Source organism: Bacillus sp. AFS088145 (genome assembly GCF_002564465.1).
Taxonomy (GTDB): Bacteria; Bacillota; Bacilli; order Bacillales; family Bacillaceae_G; genus Gottfriedia.
The window spans coordinates 75,001-89,857 of the sequence record NZ_NUUX01000028.1; the positions used below are offsets into that span (position 1 = coordinate 75,001).

Below are 14,857 nucleotides of genomic sequence, written 5' to 3' on the forward strand. Positions count from 1 at the left end.
TTCTTCTATTACTATTTTCAATCTATATTTATTTAGTGTATAAGAAAATGATTAATCAACAAAAAAATAAGCAAAAAGAAGAATGGTTAAATGGAAATATCTTATTTGTTGAAAATTATTTAATCAAAGGAGAAATTTCTGCTTCTTTTATTCCTAGAAAAGAAATTGAGTTTGAAGCCTTAGAAAATATATTTTGCAGTTTTATGAGTATTATCAAATTTGAAGAAGGATTTGATCCAATTAGGCCAATCGTCAATTTATATTTTATCTCTAGATATAAAGATAAACTTAAACATGGTAATTGGAGTGAACGGATGAATTCATTGTTATTTATCAAACAATTTAAAATAAAAATGATGCAAGATGATTTAATTCAACATTTATCATGTAAAAATTGCTCGCTTGAAGAAAAATTTAATATTTTTCTTATTTTGGCGAGTTTTAAATATGAGAAATTAATGCAATTGTTAGTTGACCAGAAAAAAATACCTTCTTTTTTACTCACGGAAATCTTGTATCTACATGTGAATGAAGACAATATCTATGAACTGCTTAAAGACTTTGATAATTTACCAGAGAATTTTAAAAACCCTATTTTGGATTTGATCCGAATTAAAAATATGCGATCTGAGCAAATCCATTTATTTCTTGAGAAATTATTAACATCAGAAACTAATGAACTAAGAATACGTTCCCTTAAAACAATCGCATCTTTAGGATATATTTCTTCACCAAATTTAATTATTCAACTCTTGGAATCAAATGAGAAAGTGATTCAAATAAGGACTGAAGAAAAGTTAATGATTGTACGATTAATGGGAAGTATTCGCAATGAATTATTTTTGTCTTATTTAACTGAGTTAATTTCAGACAATGCTTACATGGTAAGATATGAAGCTGCTAAATCGATAAAAAAATATAAGAATGGAGAGTTAGTTCTTATTAAAATTATCGAAGAACATCCTGATGCATTTGCAAGAAATATATCAAAAGAATGGTTGGAGAGGACTGCGGAATTTGATTAATATATTCTTTTTAATAGTTAATAAAGTAATTATCATTTACGTGTTGCTCCTTTGTTCAACATATTTAATTTTATTTATATTAGCATTTATGCGATTAAAGAGAGAAAAAGGTCTACATCAAATTGAACAATATAAGAGATTAAAAGAGTCTGCCTTTACTGCCCCAATTTCAATACTAGTCCCTGCTTATAATGAAGAAGTAGGGGTAATTAATACGATTTTATCCTTAGTGACTGGAAGTGGAAGGTTAGATTACCCAGAATTTGAAGTAATCGTCATTAATGATGGATCAAAAGATTCGACTCTACAAAAAACGATCGATCGTTTCGAGATGAAAGTAGTAAAAAACAAGGTATTCCATAAACATAAAGGGATTGAAACGAAACCAATTAAAAATGTATATCAATCAGCAATTTATCCCTTCGTATTTCTAATTGATAAAGATAATGGTGGAAAAGCTGATGCATTGAATGCTGGAATTAATTTTAGTAAGTATCCTTATTTTGCTTCGATTGATGGCGATACAATCCTTGATTCTGATTCATTCATTAAAATTATGAAACCGATTATTGAAAATACAGATGACGAAATACTTGCTACTGGTGGAAACGTATTAATTGCAAATGGGAGTAAAACATCGCTTGGTAAAGTAAATGAAATGCTTCTATCGAAAAATCCACTTGTAGTAATGCAAGTGATCGAATATATGAGAGCTTTTTTGATTGGTCGAATTGGACTTAGTAATAAGAATTTATTATTAATTATATCTGGAGCATTTGGTGTTTTTAAAAAGTCAAGAGTCATTCAAGTAGGGGGATATTTAACAAATACGATCGGTGAGGATATGGAACTCGTAGTTCGTCTTCATCGTAAAAACATAGAAGAAAATTGGGGAGCAAAAATCGAGTATGTAGCCGATCCAGTTTGTTATACTGAAGCACCAGATTCATTCAAATATTTAAAAACACAAAGAGTAAGATGGCACCGTGGATTATTTGAAAGTTTATGGGCTCATCGTAAAATGATTTTTAATAAAAATTACCGTTCAATCGGATTTATTGCAATGCCATATTTTTTCTTCGTTGAATTTTTAGGACCTATCATTGAGTTTTTTGGATATGCGTCTTTAATTATAAATATTACTTTACACAATATAAATATCATGTATTCCATTGCACTTTTAATTTTAATGATTATATATGGCTCATTTTTCTCTGTTAGCGCAGTGCTTTTAGAAGAATGGCGTTTAGAAAAATATAAAAAAATTAGTGAGTTAAACCGATTATTTTTCTATTCATTGACAGAAGCGCTTTGGTATCGTCCAATTTTGACATATTGGCGTGTAGTAGCAACAATTAGCATATTCTTAGGGCAAAAAAAGGGTTGGGGAGAAATGAAGAGAAAGGGTGTTTAACTTTCAGACTGTTGACAAACGCTTGCAATCAGTCTGAAAATCAAGCATTTAGTACTTTCTCTACAAAGTTTAAGGCTGCTTAGCAGTCTTTTTTTGTTTGTTGAAAAAGATCATATGTAAAAATTTTAAGCTTAGTCATTATTTCTGTAATTTTATTAAACTAAAATATCAGAATGATAAATATAAATGAGTAATAGAGCATAAATAGAGTATAGCGGAGGAGTGAAGGATGATAAAGGGATTAAAATTAGTGGGGCTAATCGCTTTCATTGCGATTTTGAATGTGATTGTATTCTCTCCAGGTTTAATCGGAATCCAATTAATTAATGCTAGTGCATTTCAAACTGCATTTGGGGTATCGTTCATAATAGCGAATTTGTTAGTACTTCTATTTAGTATGTTTCAGCTATATTTCAAGCCTGTTAAAGATAAGCCAATTAAGCAGCTAAAAACAAATGAAGATTTCGTTCTAGCTTTAAGTCGATATAAAAATAGTAAAGTACTAAAAGAAGATATTATTACTTCAGTTGAGCAAATCGAACGAATGAAAAAGAAAAAAGGCGTATTTTATAACTTATTAACGGATCGATTTTCTCCTACAGAAATTACATACAACAAGTTTGCATCTGTTGTGGACGAGGTTGAGTCATTATTTTATTTAAGAATTAGAAACATCATAAACAAGATCAGTACTTTTGATGAACTTGAATATAAAAAAATAAAGGGGAAAGACGGATTACGATACTCAAAGTCATTAATTCAAGAGAAAACAAATCTTTTTAATGAATATATCAAATTCGTTAAAAGGGCAATTGAAATGAATGAAGAGATTCTTGTTAATATTGATAAATTAATTTTAGAAATTTCAAGACTAGATGAAATAGGAATCGATGATATTGAAAAAATGGAATGTATGAAAGAAATCGATACATTAATTCAACAAACAAAATATTATAGGCAATGAATGAAAGGATGATAAAAATGAGGAAGTTTCTTTTTGCATCTATTGCAGTAATCGTTGTAGTTTTTCTTCTTGTCTATATTGGAGTTAATATGACTTCAGGAGATAAAGTTGTGAAAATTACTGATAAAAATAAAAATCAGCAATTAGCTAAAATGATCTCTAAAATAAATATTTCGAAAGCAAAACCAATTAAAGGTCAAATTGACTTAAGTACAGCTGATGTCGCAAGTGAACTCCCTGATATATCTAAATTTCCTGTATCCGTAGACAATACGACTGATCGTTTTGTTGAAATTTTTTCATCTACTGAAAAATCAAGTGATGGGAAAAATGGTTGGTTAAACGAAGTCGCAAATAAGTTTAATGATGCAAAATTCAATCTAAATGGTAAGCAGGTATCTATAAAAATTAGAAACATTGCTTCTGGTACTGCAACAGATTTTATTAAATCTGGAAAATATGTTCCTGATGGTTTTACACCTTCAAATGAACTTTGGGGTCAAATGATCACAGCAAGTGGTGTTAAAACAGAAACTGTATCCTCGCGATTAGTTGGGAATGTTCCTGGTATTGTCATTTCAAAGACAAAATATAATGAGTTAATGAAAAAGTACAGTAAAGTCGATCCGAAAACCGTCATCGAGGCAATGACAAAAAATGAACTATCAATGGGATATACCGACCCATTTACTAGTTCAACTGGATTAAATTTTTTAGTTACGACTTTAAATTCCTTTGATTCAAATGATGTTCTTAGTGATACAGCTGTGAGAGGGTTTGAAAGCTTTCAAGCAAATGTACCATTCACTGCTTCTACGACACTACAAATGAGTGATGCAGCAGAATCGGGCGTTCTAGATGCATTTGTCTTAGAATATCAAACATTTGTTAATTCACCTGATTTAAAAAATAGTTACGAATTTATTCCATTTGGAGTGCGCCATGACAGTCCACTTTATGCTTTAGGGAATTTACCAAAAGAGAAAATGGATATTTTGAAAAAATTTGCTGAGTTTACTGGTCAAAGTAATCTTCAATCACTTGCGAAACAAGATGGGTTTAATGGGTTGAACAATTACAAATCAGAGTTTAAAACGATCGATGGGGATACTTTAAGTGCTGCACAGAAACTTTGGAAAGGAAAGAAAAATACTTCAAATCCAATAGCTGCGGTTTTTGTAGCAGATGTTTCAGGTAGTATGGATGGTAAACCATTAAATGAGCTAAAAGAATCACTACTTAAAGGTCAAAAATATTTAGGAAGAGATAATAGTATAGGTTTAATCTCATACTCTGCAGATGTTACGATCAATCTTCCAATTGCAAAATATGATGCAAATCAACAGTCAAAATTTGTTGGTGCAGTATCTGGCCTCGATGCAAGTGGAGATACAGCAACAAACGATGGAATACTTGTAGCAATTAATATGTTAAAAGATGAAATGAAAAAAAATCCAAATGTAAGACCGCTCATTTTTGTCCTAACCGATGGGGAGACTAATCATGGGAATTCATTGAAGAATGTAAAGGGAATCATAAAAGCATATAAAATTCCAATTTATACGATTGGTTATAACGCTAATATTAAAGCGCTTGAAAGTATTTCGAATATTAACGAAGCTGCAAATATTAATGCTGATTCAGATGACGTAATCTATAAAATTCGTAATCTCTTTAATGTTCAACTTTAATTAGTAGGAGGATTTAAGAATGTCATTTTCTATGCAAGTTGTAAATGAAGAGGAAATCAAGGCAGTAATAGAAGAACAAGTAAAGCCTGTTCCAGAAGAATTAATGAAATTAAAGGCAACAGCGGATGCAAATGTAGCGATGATTATGGAATTAGACATTGTTTCAAAGGAAACGTACGAAAAACGAAAAGAAATTCTTCAATCAATCGAATCATTTGGATTACAGACGATGAAATCTTCTTCGAATAAAAATTCTCTTCTAAAGGTTTCACTTGGTCAACTTGCTAAAAGTGGAGACGAAGGAGGGCAAGTTGCAAAAGGATTATCAGAGCTCCAAGTTCAATTAAAGGACTTAGATCCAAGTGTCATTAATTTTGCAAAATCGGGTTTTTTAGGTAAGTTATTTAATCCTATTCGTTCATATTTTCAAAGATTTGAAAAAGCAGATGTCGCAATCGCAGATATCGTAAAGTCACTTGATAAGGGGAAAAAAATTCTTGAAAATGATAACACGACATTAGAGCATGAACAACTATCACTTCGTATGCTTTCAAAAACGCTAGAAAAGGAAATCCAACTTGGAACATTAATGGATGAGTCAATTGAAAACCAGATAGAAAAAGCAAAAATCGAAGGGGAAGATCAAGAAAAAATTAAATTCATCTCAGAAGAAGTACTTTATCCGTTACGACAACGAGTCATGGACCTTCAGCAAATGTTAGTTGTTAATCACCAAGGAGATATGTCATATGAGGTTGTGATTCGGAATAATCGTGAATTAATTCGAGGTGTTGAACGTGCAAAAACGGTAACGATTTCTGCATTGAATACAGCTGTAACGGTAGCAAGTGCTCTATATAATCAAAAAATCGTTTTACAAAAAATCACTGCTTTAAATCAAACAACAAATACGATTATTGAAGGTACTTCTAGATTATTAAAGGAGCAAGGGGTTGCAATCCAAAAGCAAGCGATGGAGTCAGCGGTCTCTGTTGAAACACTAAAAACCTCATTCACAAACGTCATATCAGCGTTTGAATCGATTAGTACATTTAAACAAGAAGCTTTGCCAAAAATGCGCCAAACAATCCTACAATTTCAAGAATTAGCTGAAGTCGGTTCTAGGCAGATTCAAAGACTTGAAAAAGGGGATCGAATTGGATTATAGAAGTTACTGGAAAAAGATATGAAGTAAGTGACATATCTTTTTTCAATTAGCCTTTCTCTAGCATTCAGACTACATGTAATTAGTTCTATTTATGTACAACGATTAATAGGATTTTATAGTGGTAAAAAGGAGGGGGAAAGTGTGAAACAGTATAGAGTTATTGGGAAAAGTGTTCCTAAAAAAGAAAGCTGGGATAAGGTAACCGGGAGAGTTAAGTATATTGTTGATGTCCAAGAGGTTGGTACACTACATGCCAAACTCGTAACGAGTACCCATGCTCTGCAATACTAGGTGAGATCGATACAAAGGCAGCATGGAAGGTCAAAGGTGTACGTATGATTATTCCTGGAAAGGACTATCCACTGCTTATAGATTCAACGATAAAAGATCGACCATTGCTTGCATTTGAAAAAGTACGTTACTATGGAGAGCCAATTGCTATGGTCATAGCAGATACGGAAGCTATTGCAATAAAAGCATCTACTTTAATCTGTGTTCAATACGAACCCCTTCCTGTCGTTAATTCACCTGAAGCCATATATCAAAAAGATGCTCCCCTCGTACATGAAAATGCTGAACAATACTTATTTGATGTGTCATCTGGATTAACAGGTACGTCTGGTGGGATTCGGCCTATACCTGGTACAAATATAGCAAACATACAAGGAATCCGAAAAGGGAATATTGATCGGGGCTTTGCTAACTTTGACGTTATTGTAAAAGAAGTATTTTCATTTAATCAATCTGATCATACAGCTATCGAGACAAGATGTGCGGATGTAGAAATTAAAAAGACCGGAGATGTTATTATTCATTCTGCCTCACAAGAACCATTTGAAATGAAAGAATTAATTAGTAAAACATTTAATATTGAAGAAGGGAAAGTACTTGTAAATATCCCGTTAGTTGGGGGTTCGTTTGGTGCTAAAACAAGTGTGCAATTAGAACCGCTAGCATATGTAGCCTCTAAGTCAGTTGGTGGAAGAAGAGTTAGGCTTTGAACTAAAAATTCTCCCCGCTATAGGTTAGCAATTAGTGGATTATGTGGGTATCCATTTCGTTCTTATGAGATGGAGCAAGCTCTAAATAACACTAATTTATCAGCCCTGGAGCGGATTAATCAGGCCATTCTTGCAATCCCAGCTCCGGTCAAAAGTGATATACGTGGTTCTAGGGATTATCGTATTTTTGTCTTAAGGAACTTACTTCTAGATGGATTAGTTTATTTGGGAGGAGTGAGAGCATGATACAGAAATTGAATCTTGATATAAACGGAGAACAGCGAACGGCGACTATTAGAATGGCTGATACGCTATTAGATGTTTTAAGGGAAAAACTCGACCTAACAGGAGCAAAACGTGGCTGTGAAAACGGTGATTGCGGGGCTTGTACGGTTATAGCGGACGGTTTACCAGTAAAAACATGTATGATGTTAGCGGTTGATGCTGTTGGAAAGAAACTTACCACAATTGAAGGCTTACATGATGATCCAATGCAGCGTGCTTTTGTGGAAAAATGGGCTTTTCAATGCGGGTATTGTACTTCGGATTTTATCCTAAACGCTCATGCACTCGTGAACGAGCATCCCGACGCAACTGAAGAGGTTATAGAAGAATGGCTTAGTTCAAATATATGTCGTTGCACTAGTTACCAGGAAATAAAAGAAGCTGTACTATCAGTTTTAAATGAACAACGAGGTAGACCAAGAAATAGACGCTAGCAAAATACATTTCTCTTAAAATAATTGCTTGATAAAATATATCCTATATTTGGAATTTAAAGTTTAATCAACTAAGTTTCATAATATGAATTTAAAAAGCCTACGTTAATAAAAACGCAGGCTTTTACATTTTTTAGAATTACAGTTAAAAAAAGAGAATTAGGTGTTCTTTAGGTAATTAACATTTTTTGAAATAGATTGGAATCGTTCCAATTGGCGTAATCTGGTATAGAATAGGGTTCAAAACGACTGGTACAGGAGGCAGATTGGAAATAACTCTTTTATGATTCTTATGACGAGAACTTTTAAGACTTATATGTTCACTATTCAATTCATTTTTATGAATGTTTCTCTCATCATTCCGACCAAATAAAAAATCATCAAACTTATTATATGCCATATTATCACTCCTAAATTCAAACTTTCGTATGTATACCTAATATATACAAATTTAGGATTAATGAATGGGCACGATGAGAGTACATCTTTAATTGGATTAATTTTGATAATCAATTAATTTAATAATTTACTTTTTTATTCAAAACGTATGGCCACTTAAGGCATCTATTCAAAGAGAATGGTATATACCTTCAAATGAACTATGTTTTATTAAAGTGTAAAAATATGAATTACGCTATTATTTGGCTCTCATTCGTTTAAGATCCTCTTTAGGTGGAAAACCAAATAACCGAGAGTATTCTCTACTGAACTGGGAAGGACTCTCATACCCTACTCGAAATGCTACTTCTGCTGCATCTGAAGATTCGGACAGTAATAAAAGTCGCGCTTCCTGCAATCTTAAGTGCTTCTGAAATTGTAGCGGGCTCATTGCAGTTACGTCTTTAAAATGTCTATGTAGGGAAGAAACACTCATATTTGCTATTTCTGCAAGCTCTTCAATTCGTAAAGACTTGTAAAAATTAGCTTTAATTTGTTCAATAACTTCACTTATTCGATTAGTAGTGCTACCTTCGATGGCAATTTGTTGTAATATACTCCCATTTTGTCCACGCAATACTCTGTAGAGAATTTCTTTTGTAAAAATAGGTGCAAGAATTGGGATATCTTCAGGTGAATCCATTAAACGGGCCAATCTAATCACTGCATCTAAAATTGAACCCTCTAATCCGTTGATAAAAATCGCTCGTTTTGCATTTTCCTTTGAATTAGTGGGAATTTCAGTATCAGTTAAAATTTCTAAGATTTGACTTGGATTAAATTCAAGTTTTAAAGCTAGGTATGGAGCGCTTGGTGTAGCTTCAATAACTTGGCCTGTAACTGGTAAATCAACGGATGCTACTAAATAATTTCCAGGACCATACTTAAACTGTTCATTTCCTAGTAATAATTCCTTTACACCAGAAACAACAATACATAGGGACGGCTTATAGACTCGGTATTTAGGATCAGTAATATTTGACTCTCGAATGAAAAATAACGAGTTAATTGAGGTCTCGTTAACACCTTCATGACTAGTATTGCGATCAATAATTTGAATTAGTTCGCTTAAATAAGAAGCGTTAATTTCAGACATATAGTCCTCCTTGCTTACTTTATATTAATAGAAACATAAAAAATTTTTCATAGAATTTGTAAAAACGAGAGGATTAGGCAATCATTTAGGAGGAATGAGTTAACGAACTCTGCTTATTTAAATGCATAATTAAGTATATCAAACATATCTTCAAAACTATAATATTATCATTTTACCTATGAGGAATTAAATTTAAAACCCTTAAAGGAGAGATTCATATGAAATTAATTGCATTAGACTTGGATGGTACTACACTCAACACTAATAAAATAATAAGTGAAGAAACGTTAAACTCGATTAAAAAAGCTCAGGCAGCAGGACATATCGTGATGATTTTATCCGGTCGTTCACCAAGTTCAGTAAATGATGAACTTTCAAAGTATGGTTTAAATTGTCCAGTTGGAGGCCATAACGGAACTGCATTATATGTGAATGGAAAGTTAATTGAACTAAATTCAATAGGGAGACCTCAAATACAAAAAATCGCCTTAGATGTTGAGAGTGAAGACTTACCGTACAATATTTCTACCAATAAGGGAATATTTGCCCCAAGTAATTGGGATAAACGATTTGAACATGTTGTTTCATCTGGACGTGTTCCAAAAGAATACTTCTCAAACAGACACTTCAAAATGTTTACTACACCACCAAATGTATATGGACATTCGTTTTTTAACAAAGTTCATGAAATAATTGAAAATGAGGATTTTACGATCCAAAAGTTTCTTATTTTAACCCTTGATCCAAAACAAATGGAGAGACTTGAAAAAAAATTAAGATTCATAGATGAGATTTTTGTTACGAGTGCCTCACCTTTTAATCTTGAAGTTACACATATAAATGGAAATAAAGGGTATGGGTTAAAAGCCATGGCATCCTATTTTAATATTCCATTAGAAAATACAGTAGCTATTGGAGATGAAAAAAATGATCTACCGATGTTTAATCTAGCCGGATTATCAATAGCCATGGGGAATGCTGAAGAAGAAGTAAAGCTCTCATGTGATGTTGTTACATTAAGTAATGATGAAAATGGTGTTGCATATGCATTCGAAAAATATATTTTTAAAGAGTCAAATGTACTATAATAATCTAGAAATCTAAATACATCCAAATAAGCAACGTTTTCCTTGGTTAAAGGTACGAGTATGTTTCTTTATCCAAGGTTGTTTTTATTTGTCTATTTAAACCAATCGATTAAACTATAGAAAGGTAAGGGGGAGTAAAATTTGGTTAGACGGATAAAAGATCTATTTGCCATTAAGGGGTATAGTTTATTTGTCATCTGTTTGTTATTTGTAGGGATCGGACTTTCAATCACAACTCCTTATTTATCACTGTATTCTACAAAATATATAGGAATGAGCTCTGGAGCATTTGGTATTTTCATGGCAGTGATTTCATTAAGTGGTGTTTTAGTAAATACATTTATTGCTGAACGTTCTGATCGAGGGATTGACAGAAAATGGATTATTATGATTGCAATGATTTCATCAGCAATAGGTTATGCATCCTATTTAATATTTCATAACTACTATTTATTATTAGTTTTTGTTGCTTTATTTAATGGATTGGGTGCAGCGGCTATGCCACAAATTTTTGCATCCGCACAGGAATCGGCAAATGCAAGTTTATCTAAAGACAAGACTTTAGCATTATCAACTTTACGCTCGCTTGTTTCTTTAGGATTTTTAATCGGACCATTAGTAGGTACTCTAATTTTAAGAGCAAAAGGTTATCATGGACTTTTTTGGGGAACATCTAGTATTTATGTAATAATTACTCTACTAGTATTCTTCTTTTTAGAAAAGAGAAAGCCAGTTCAGAATAATTTAAAAAAGAAAAACAAGACAAAAGTCACAGCCGCTAAACGAAAACAGCTAAGACTACCATTTATTGCTTTCATCTTATTATTTGCAGTTAGTTCGATTAATTGGATCAACACACCACTTTTTATCGTAAATGAATTACATGGTACAAATACAGATGTTGGATTAGTCGTAAGTATATGTGCAGGCTTAGAAATTCCAATCATGCTTGTGTTGGGAGTACTTTCTAAAAAAATCTCGAATCATGCATTGATGATCTACGGCTGCTTTATTGGTTTACTCTATTACTTAACCTTAAGCATTTCAACTCATACATGGGAGTTAATTGTTGCACAGTTACTACAGGCAACATACATCGCAATCGTTATGGGTAATGGTATAAGCTATTTTAACGACCTACTACCAAATTCACCAGGATTTTCTGCATCAATTTATGCGAATTGCTCGACGATCGGAAGTTTAGTAGGAAATTTAGGCGGAGGTCTGTTTGCACAATTAGCAGGGTATCGTAATGTTTATTTACTTTGTATATTGTTTGTAATTTGTTCACTCTTTATATTATGGAAATCTAAAAACAATGTGGAAATGGAAATATCGACAGGACATAGTCAGTCTGTGTAGTTGATTTATTGTTGGTGAAGTACACATAAAATTTCGAAGTGCAAATAAAAATGATGAAACTATTATTAGTATTGACATGACGGGACCAATTGTTAAAGAATCTGTCCCGGTCGATGGTAGTATTTATGAAAATGATGGTGAAATCACACCTAAGTTTACATTAGTAGACCATTTTTCAGGTGTTGATAACGATAAAACAAAGGCAAAACTTGATACGTTTGCATACAAAATTGGTTCCCCAATCGCATTATATACATTGCCACTTGGTTTACATTCAATTGTAATCTATTCAGTTGACAATGCAGGAAATATTGGTACCAAAACTATTCAATTTCAAACAATTGCAACATATGGATCTTTAAATGGACTAGTAAAGCGCTTTGCTCATTCCGATTGGATTGACAATGCAGGAATCGTAAAAAGCCTTCAGGAAAAATTAGGAAATAATGATTTGAAAGGCTTCTTGAATGAAGTTAGGGCTCAAAGTGGTAAACACATCACAACTGAGGCTGCAGAATATTTACTTAGAGACGCTCAATATTTGTTATCACAACAAAAATTTTTACAAAAAGATAGCATAATGGTTTAAAGGATCCTCAATTTAATAGGGTAGAGGTGGAAGTGCCGCGTCACTCTTGGGTGTTATGCCGACTTTATTCAGTGCAGTTACCGCCCCACTGGTGGGAGTTGCAGGTGTATTTTCGGCAATGCCATTTGGAGTTATTATTTTCATAACGAACTTGTTATCCATAATCTTGTAAAATGTTTAAAATTTTATAGTTTGGAAAATAAAAAAGTGCCCATTGATGGTAATTGATAAGCCTTATGGTTTTACTGTAATTCACACAATTTATTATCGGTTACCTTTTACTTAAAACGAAAATTGCTAAACAATAGACAAAAACGGGCTATTCCTTACTGGGGGTGGTGACAACCACTGGTACTCCCCCAATTAAGGAGCTAAATACCTTTCCTACAAAATAAATGTTATTTGAAAAAAGTGATCGCTAAATTTCTATCGGGCGATCACTTTTTTTGTTAAAAATTACATTTCATTATATATGGTTTTACTGTAATTCACACAATTTATTATCGGTTACCTTTTACTTAAAACGAAAATTGCTAAACAATAGACAAAAACGGGCTATTCCTTACTGGGGGTGGTGACAACCACTGGTACTCCCCCAATTAAGGAGCTAAATACCTTTCCTACAAAATAAATGTTATTTGAAAAAAGTGATCGCTAAATTTCTATCGGGCGATCACTTTTTTTGTTAAAAATTACATTTCATTATAACTGCCCATATTTCTTCATTTTGTTATAAAGTGTCACCCTGGAAACACCTAGCATTTTTGCAGCAGCTGATTTATTTCCATATGTTACTTTTAGGGCATGTATTATTAGTGACTTTTCATCCACTTCGTGTAATTCTGCTTCTCCGAGAATAGGCGATTGAGAATTTGTGTGTCTTTTAAAAAATTCATTTGGCAATTGTTCAGATTTGATTATATTATCATCTGTAAATATCATTACTCGCTCAATTATATTTCTTAGCTGCCTGATATTGCCGTTCCAAGGAAAATGCATGAATGTTACCATCACTTCCGGAGAAATGACTGGAACAGGCTTCCGGTATTTGATGGAAAACTCTTTTAAAAATAATTGGACAAGTTCGGGAAGGTCTTCCTTTCTGTCTCTGAGAGGAGGGATAGGGATCGTAACCACATTTAACCGATAATATAAATCTTCACGAAATAAACCTTCTTCCACCATTTTCTCCAAATCCCGGTTAGTTGCTGAAAGAATTCGCACATCTATTGGAATAGGTTGGTTTCCGCCAACTCGATAGTATTGTTTCTCCTGCAAGACACGCAGCAATTTTACTTGAAGCTCTAATGGCATTTCCCCAATTTCATCGAGAAATAATGTTCCACCCTTTGCTGTCCCGATTTTTCCTAGCTTCCCTTCTTTTATTGCCCCTGTAAATGCACCTTTTTCATAACCAAATAATTCACTTTCAAAAAGCGCCGAAGGAATGGCCCCGCAGTTAAGATCAACAAATGGCCCTTTTGAACGGGGACTTGCTTTGTGAATAGCCTGTGCAAACAACTCTTTACCAACACCGCTCTCACCAGTAATCACGACGGTTGCATCTGTATGGGCGACCTTCTTGGACAAAGAAATGGAAGTTTTTATCACCTGGCTTCTTCCCTTAATTTTGTGGAAGGGATCGATAATATCCTTGTTCCCAATCTGATTTTCCAAATCTTGAATATACGCAGAAGTAGTTGTAAGTTCATTATTTAGTTTTACAATTTCTGTAATATCACTTTCAACGGAAATTCCCCCTACCACCTTATCCCTGATGAATATTGGTAAGGTGTTAATTAATACATGGACATCTTCCTGCGGTTGGTTATAATGCCGAATAACCCCTTTTCCTTCCTTCATTGTGGACATTAAAACTACAGAATCCTCTTTAAAGCGATTCGTAATTTTAGAGCCGATCATTTCTTCAGCAGAAGTTTTGTACAAATCTTCTGCCTTAGGATTCCACGCAACAACTTTTCCATCGCTGTCTACTATTGTAATGGCATTATCTACGGCACGCAGAAGGGTCTGATAAACACCTGAAAGCTTTTGCCACTCTTGAAAAATAGCATTTATTAATGTAGTAAAGGGGACCCTTCGCACTTGCCTTCCAGCTTCATCAACAAGAACAATATCTTGGTCTAGAACTATTTCTTCAACCTCTGAGAGCAAGGTGTCGACAGAGAATTGTTTTATTTTTTCTGTATGAATCTCCTCATCTAAAGGAAGGGAAATGGACAGAAGTGAAACTTTTTCTTTTAACATAACCAATCACCCTATCACTGTTTAATGGTTTACA

The 14,857-nt window shown here is 33.3% G+C and carries 14 protein-coding genes; 11 read left to right on the top strand and 3 right to left on the bottom strand.

Going from position 1 to position 14,857, the window contains the following annotated elements:
- Nucleotides 1-47 precede the first annotated feature (47 nt).
- From COI44_RS17810 to COI44_RS17840, 8 genes are all read left to right on the top strand, one after another.
- Complete coding sequence (locus tag COI44_RS17810) at nt 48-1,025, top strand: HEAT repeat domain-containing protein (RefSeq protein ID WP_142329279.1); 978 nt, start codon at nt 48-50, stop codon at nt 1,023-1,025.
- Complete coding sequence (locus COI44_RS17815; protein ID WP_286163973.1) at nt 1,018-2,439, top strand: glycosyltransferase family 2 protein; 1,422 nt, start codon at nt 1,018-1,020, stop codon at nt 2,437-2,439. Before COI44_RS17810 ends, COI44_RS17815 begins: the two co-directional genes overlap by 8 nt.
- A 229-nt stretch (nt 2,440-2,668) precedes the next feature.
- On the top strand, nt 2,669-3,403 hold the full coding sequence (locus COI44_RS17820) for a hypothetical protein (RefSeq protein WP_098429131.1): 735 nt from the start codon (nt 2,669-2,671) through the stop codon (nt 3,401-3,403).
- An 8-nt stretch (nt 3,404-3,411) separates the two neighbouring features.
- A complete protein-coding gene (locus tag COI44_RS17825) occupies nt 3,412-5,094 on the top strand; it encodes a vWA domain-containing protein (RefSeq protein ID WP_098429132.1) in 1,683 nt (560 codons plus the stop codon).
- A 19-nt stretch (nt 5,095-5,113) separates the two neighbouring features.
- Complete coding sequence (locus COI44_RS17830) at nt 5,114-6,262, top strand: toxic anion resistance protein (protein ID WP_098429133.1); 1,149 nt, start codon at nt 5,114-5,116, stop codon at nt 6,260-6,262.
- Nucleotides 6,263-6,403: 141 nt separating this feature from the next.
- Nucleotides 6,404-6,553 carry a hypothetical protein gene (locus tag COI44_RS24265; RefSeq protein WP_179887173.1) on the top strand — a complete coding sequence of 50 codons (150 nt, stop codon included), beginning with the start codon at nt 6,404-6,406 and terminating at the stop codon, nt 6,551-6,553.
- Between the two features lie 44 nt (nt 6,554-6,597).
- Nucleotides 6,598-7,263 (top strand): molybdopterin cofactor-binding domain-containing protein, encoded by a 666-nt coding sequence (locus tag COI44_RS17835; RefSeq protein WP_098429134.1) that lies wholly within the window; start codon nt 6,598-6,600, stop codon nt 7,261-7,263.
- Nucleotides 7,264-7,505: 242 nt separating this feature from the next.
- Complete coding sequence (locus COI44_RS17840) at nt 7,506-7,982, top strand: (2Fe-2S)-binding protein (RefSeq protein WP_098429135.1); 477 nt, start codon at nt 7,506-7,508, stop codon at nt 7,980-7,982.
- Between the two features lie 178 nt (nt 7,983-8,160).
- Here the strand turns inward: COI44_RS17840 and COI44_RS17845 are convergent, their stop codons facing one another.
- Nucleotides 8,161-8,382: a hypothetical protein gene (locus COI44_RS17845; RefSeq protein ID WP_098429136.1), complete on the bottom strand. Its 222-nt coding sequence runs from the start codon at nt 8,380-8,382 to the stop codon at nt 8,161-8,163.
- A gap of 237 nt (nt 8,383-8,619) precedes the next feature.
- Nucleotides 8,620-9,516 (bottom strand): AraC family transcriptional regulator, encoded by an 897-nt coding sequence (locus tag COI44_RS17850; protein ID WP_098429137.1) that lies wholly within the window; start codon nt 9,514-9,516, stop codon nt 8,620-8,622.
- Nucleotides 9,517-9,734: 218 nt separating this feature from the next.
- Between COI44_RS17850 and COI44_RS17855 the strand changes: the two genes are divergently transcribed.
- The 3 genes from COI44_RS17855 to COI44_RS17865 all read left to right on the top strand — a co-directional run bounded on the left by COI44_RS17855 (nt 9,735) and on the right by COI44_RS17865 (nt 12,555).
- On the top strand, nt 9,735-10,604 hold the full coding sequence (locus COI44_RS17855; RefSeq protein ID WP_098429138.1) for a Cof-type HAD-IIB family hydrolase: 870 nt from the start codon (nt 9,735-9,737) through the stop codon (nt 10,602-10,604).
- Nucleotides 10,605-10,745: 141 nt separating this feature from the next.
- On the top strand, nt 10,746-11,966 hold the full coding sequence (locus COI44_RS17860; protein ID WP_098429139.1) for a sugar efflux transporter: 1,221 nt from the start codon (nt 10,746-10,748) through the stop codon (nt 11,964-11,966).
- 76 nt (nt 11,967-12,042) lie between these two features.
- Nucleotides 12,043-12,555: a hypothetical protein gene (locus COI44_RS17865; protein ID WP_098429140.1), complete on the top strand. Its 513-nt coding sequence runs from the start codon at nt 12,043-12,045 to the stop codon at nt 12,553-12,555.
- Between the two features lie 702 nt (nt 12,556-13,257).
- On the opposite strand, the gene COI44_RS17870 is transcribed toward COI44_RS17865, so the two are convergent.
- On the bottom strand, nt 13,258-14,823 hold the full coding sequence (locus COI44_RS17870; protein WP_098429141.1) for a sigma-54 interaction domain-containing protein: 1,566 nt from the start codon (nt 14,821-14,823) through the stop codon (nt 13,258-13,260).
- Nucleotides 14,824-14,857 lie beyond the last annotated feature (34 nt).

Excerpts from the sequence above, each read along its gene's own strand:
- COI44_RS17835 (WP_098429134.1), top strand. The coding sequence starts at position 6,598 with ATGATTATTCCTGGAAAGGACTATCCACTGCTTATAGATTCAACGATA.
- COI44_RS17825 (WP_098429132.1), top strand. The coding sequence starts at position 3,412 with ATGATAAAAATGAGGAAGTTTCTTTTTGCATCTATTGCAGTAATCGTT.
- COI44_RS17810 (WP_142329279.1), top strand. The coding sequence starts at position 48 with ATGATTAATCAACAAAAAAATAAGCAAAAAGAAGAATGGTTAAATGGA.
- COI44_RS17840 (WP_098429135.1), top strand. The coding sequence starts at position 7,506 with ATGATACAGAAATTGAATCTTGATATAAACGGAGAACAGCGAACGGCG.
- COI44_RS17855 (WP_098429138.1), top strand. The coding sequence starts at position 9,735 with ATGAAATTAATTGCATTAGACTTGGATGGTACTACACTCAACACTAAT.
- COI44_RS17830 (WP_098429133.1), top strand. The coding sequence starts at position 5,114 with ATGTCATTTTCTATGCAAGTTGTAAATGAAGAGGAAATCAAGGCAGTA.
- COI44_RS17845 (WP_098429136.1), bottom strand. The coding sequence starts at position 8,382 with ATGGCATATAATAAGTTTGATGATTTTTTATTTGGTCGGAATGATGAG.
- COI44_RS17865 (WP_098429140.1), top strand. The coding sequence starts at position 12,043 with ATGACGGGACCAATTGTTAAAGAATCTGTCCCGGTCGATGGTAGTATT.
- COI44_RS17850 (WP_098429137.1), bottom strand. The coding sequence starts at position 9,516 with ATGTCTGAAATTAACGCTTCTTATTTAAGCGAACTAATTCAAATTATT.
- COI44_RS17820 (WP_098429131.1), top strand. The coding sequence starts at position 2,669 with ATGATAAAGGGATTAAAATTAGTGGGGCTAATCGCTTTCATTGCGATT.
- COI44_RS17870 (WP_098429141.1), bottom strand. The coding sequence starts at position 14,823 with ATGTTAAAAGAAAAAGTTTCACTTCTGTCCATTTCCCTTCCTTTAGAT.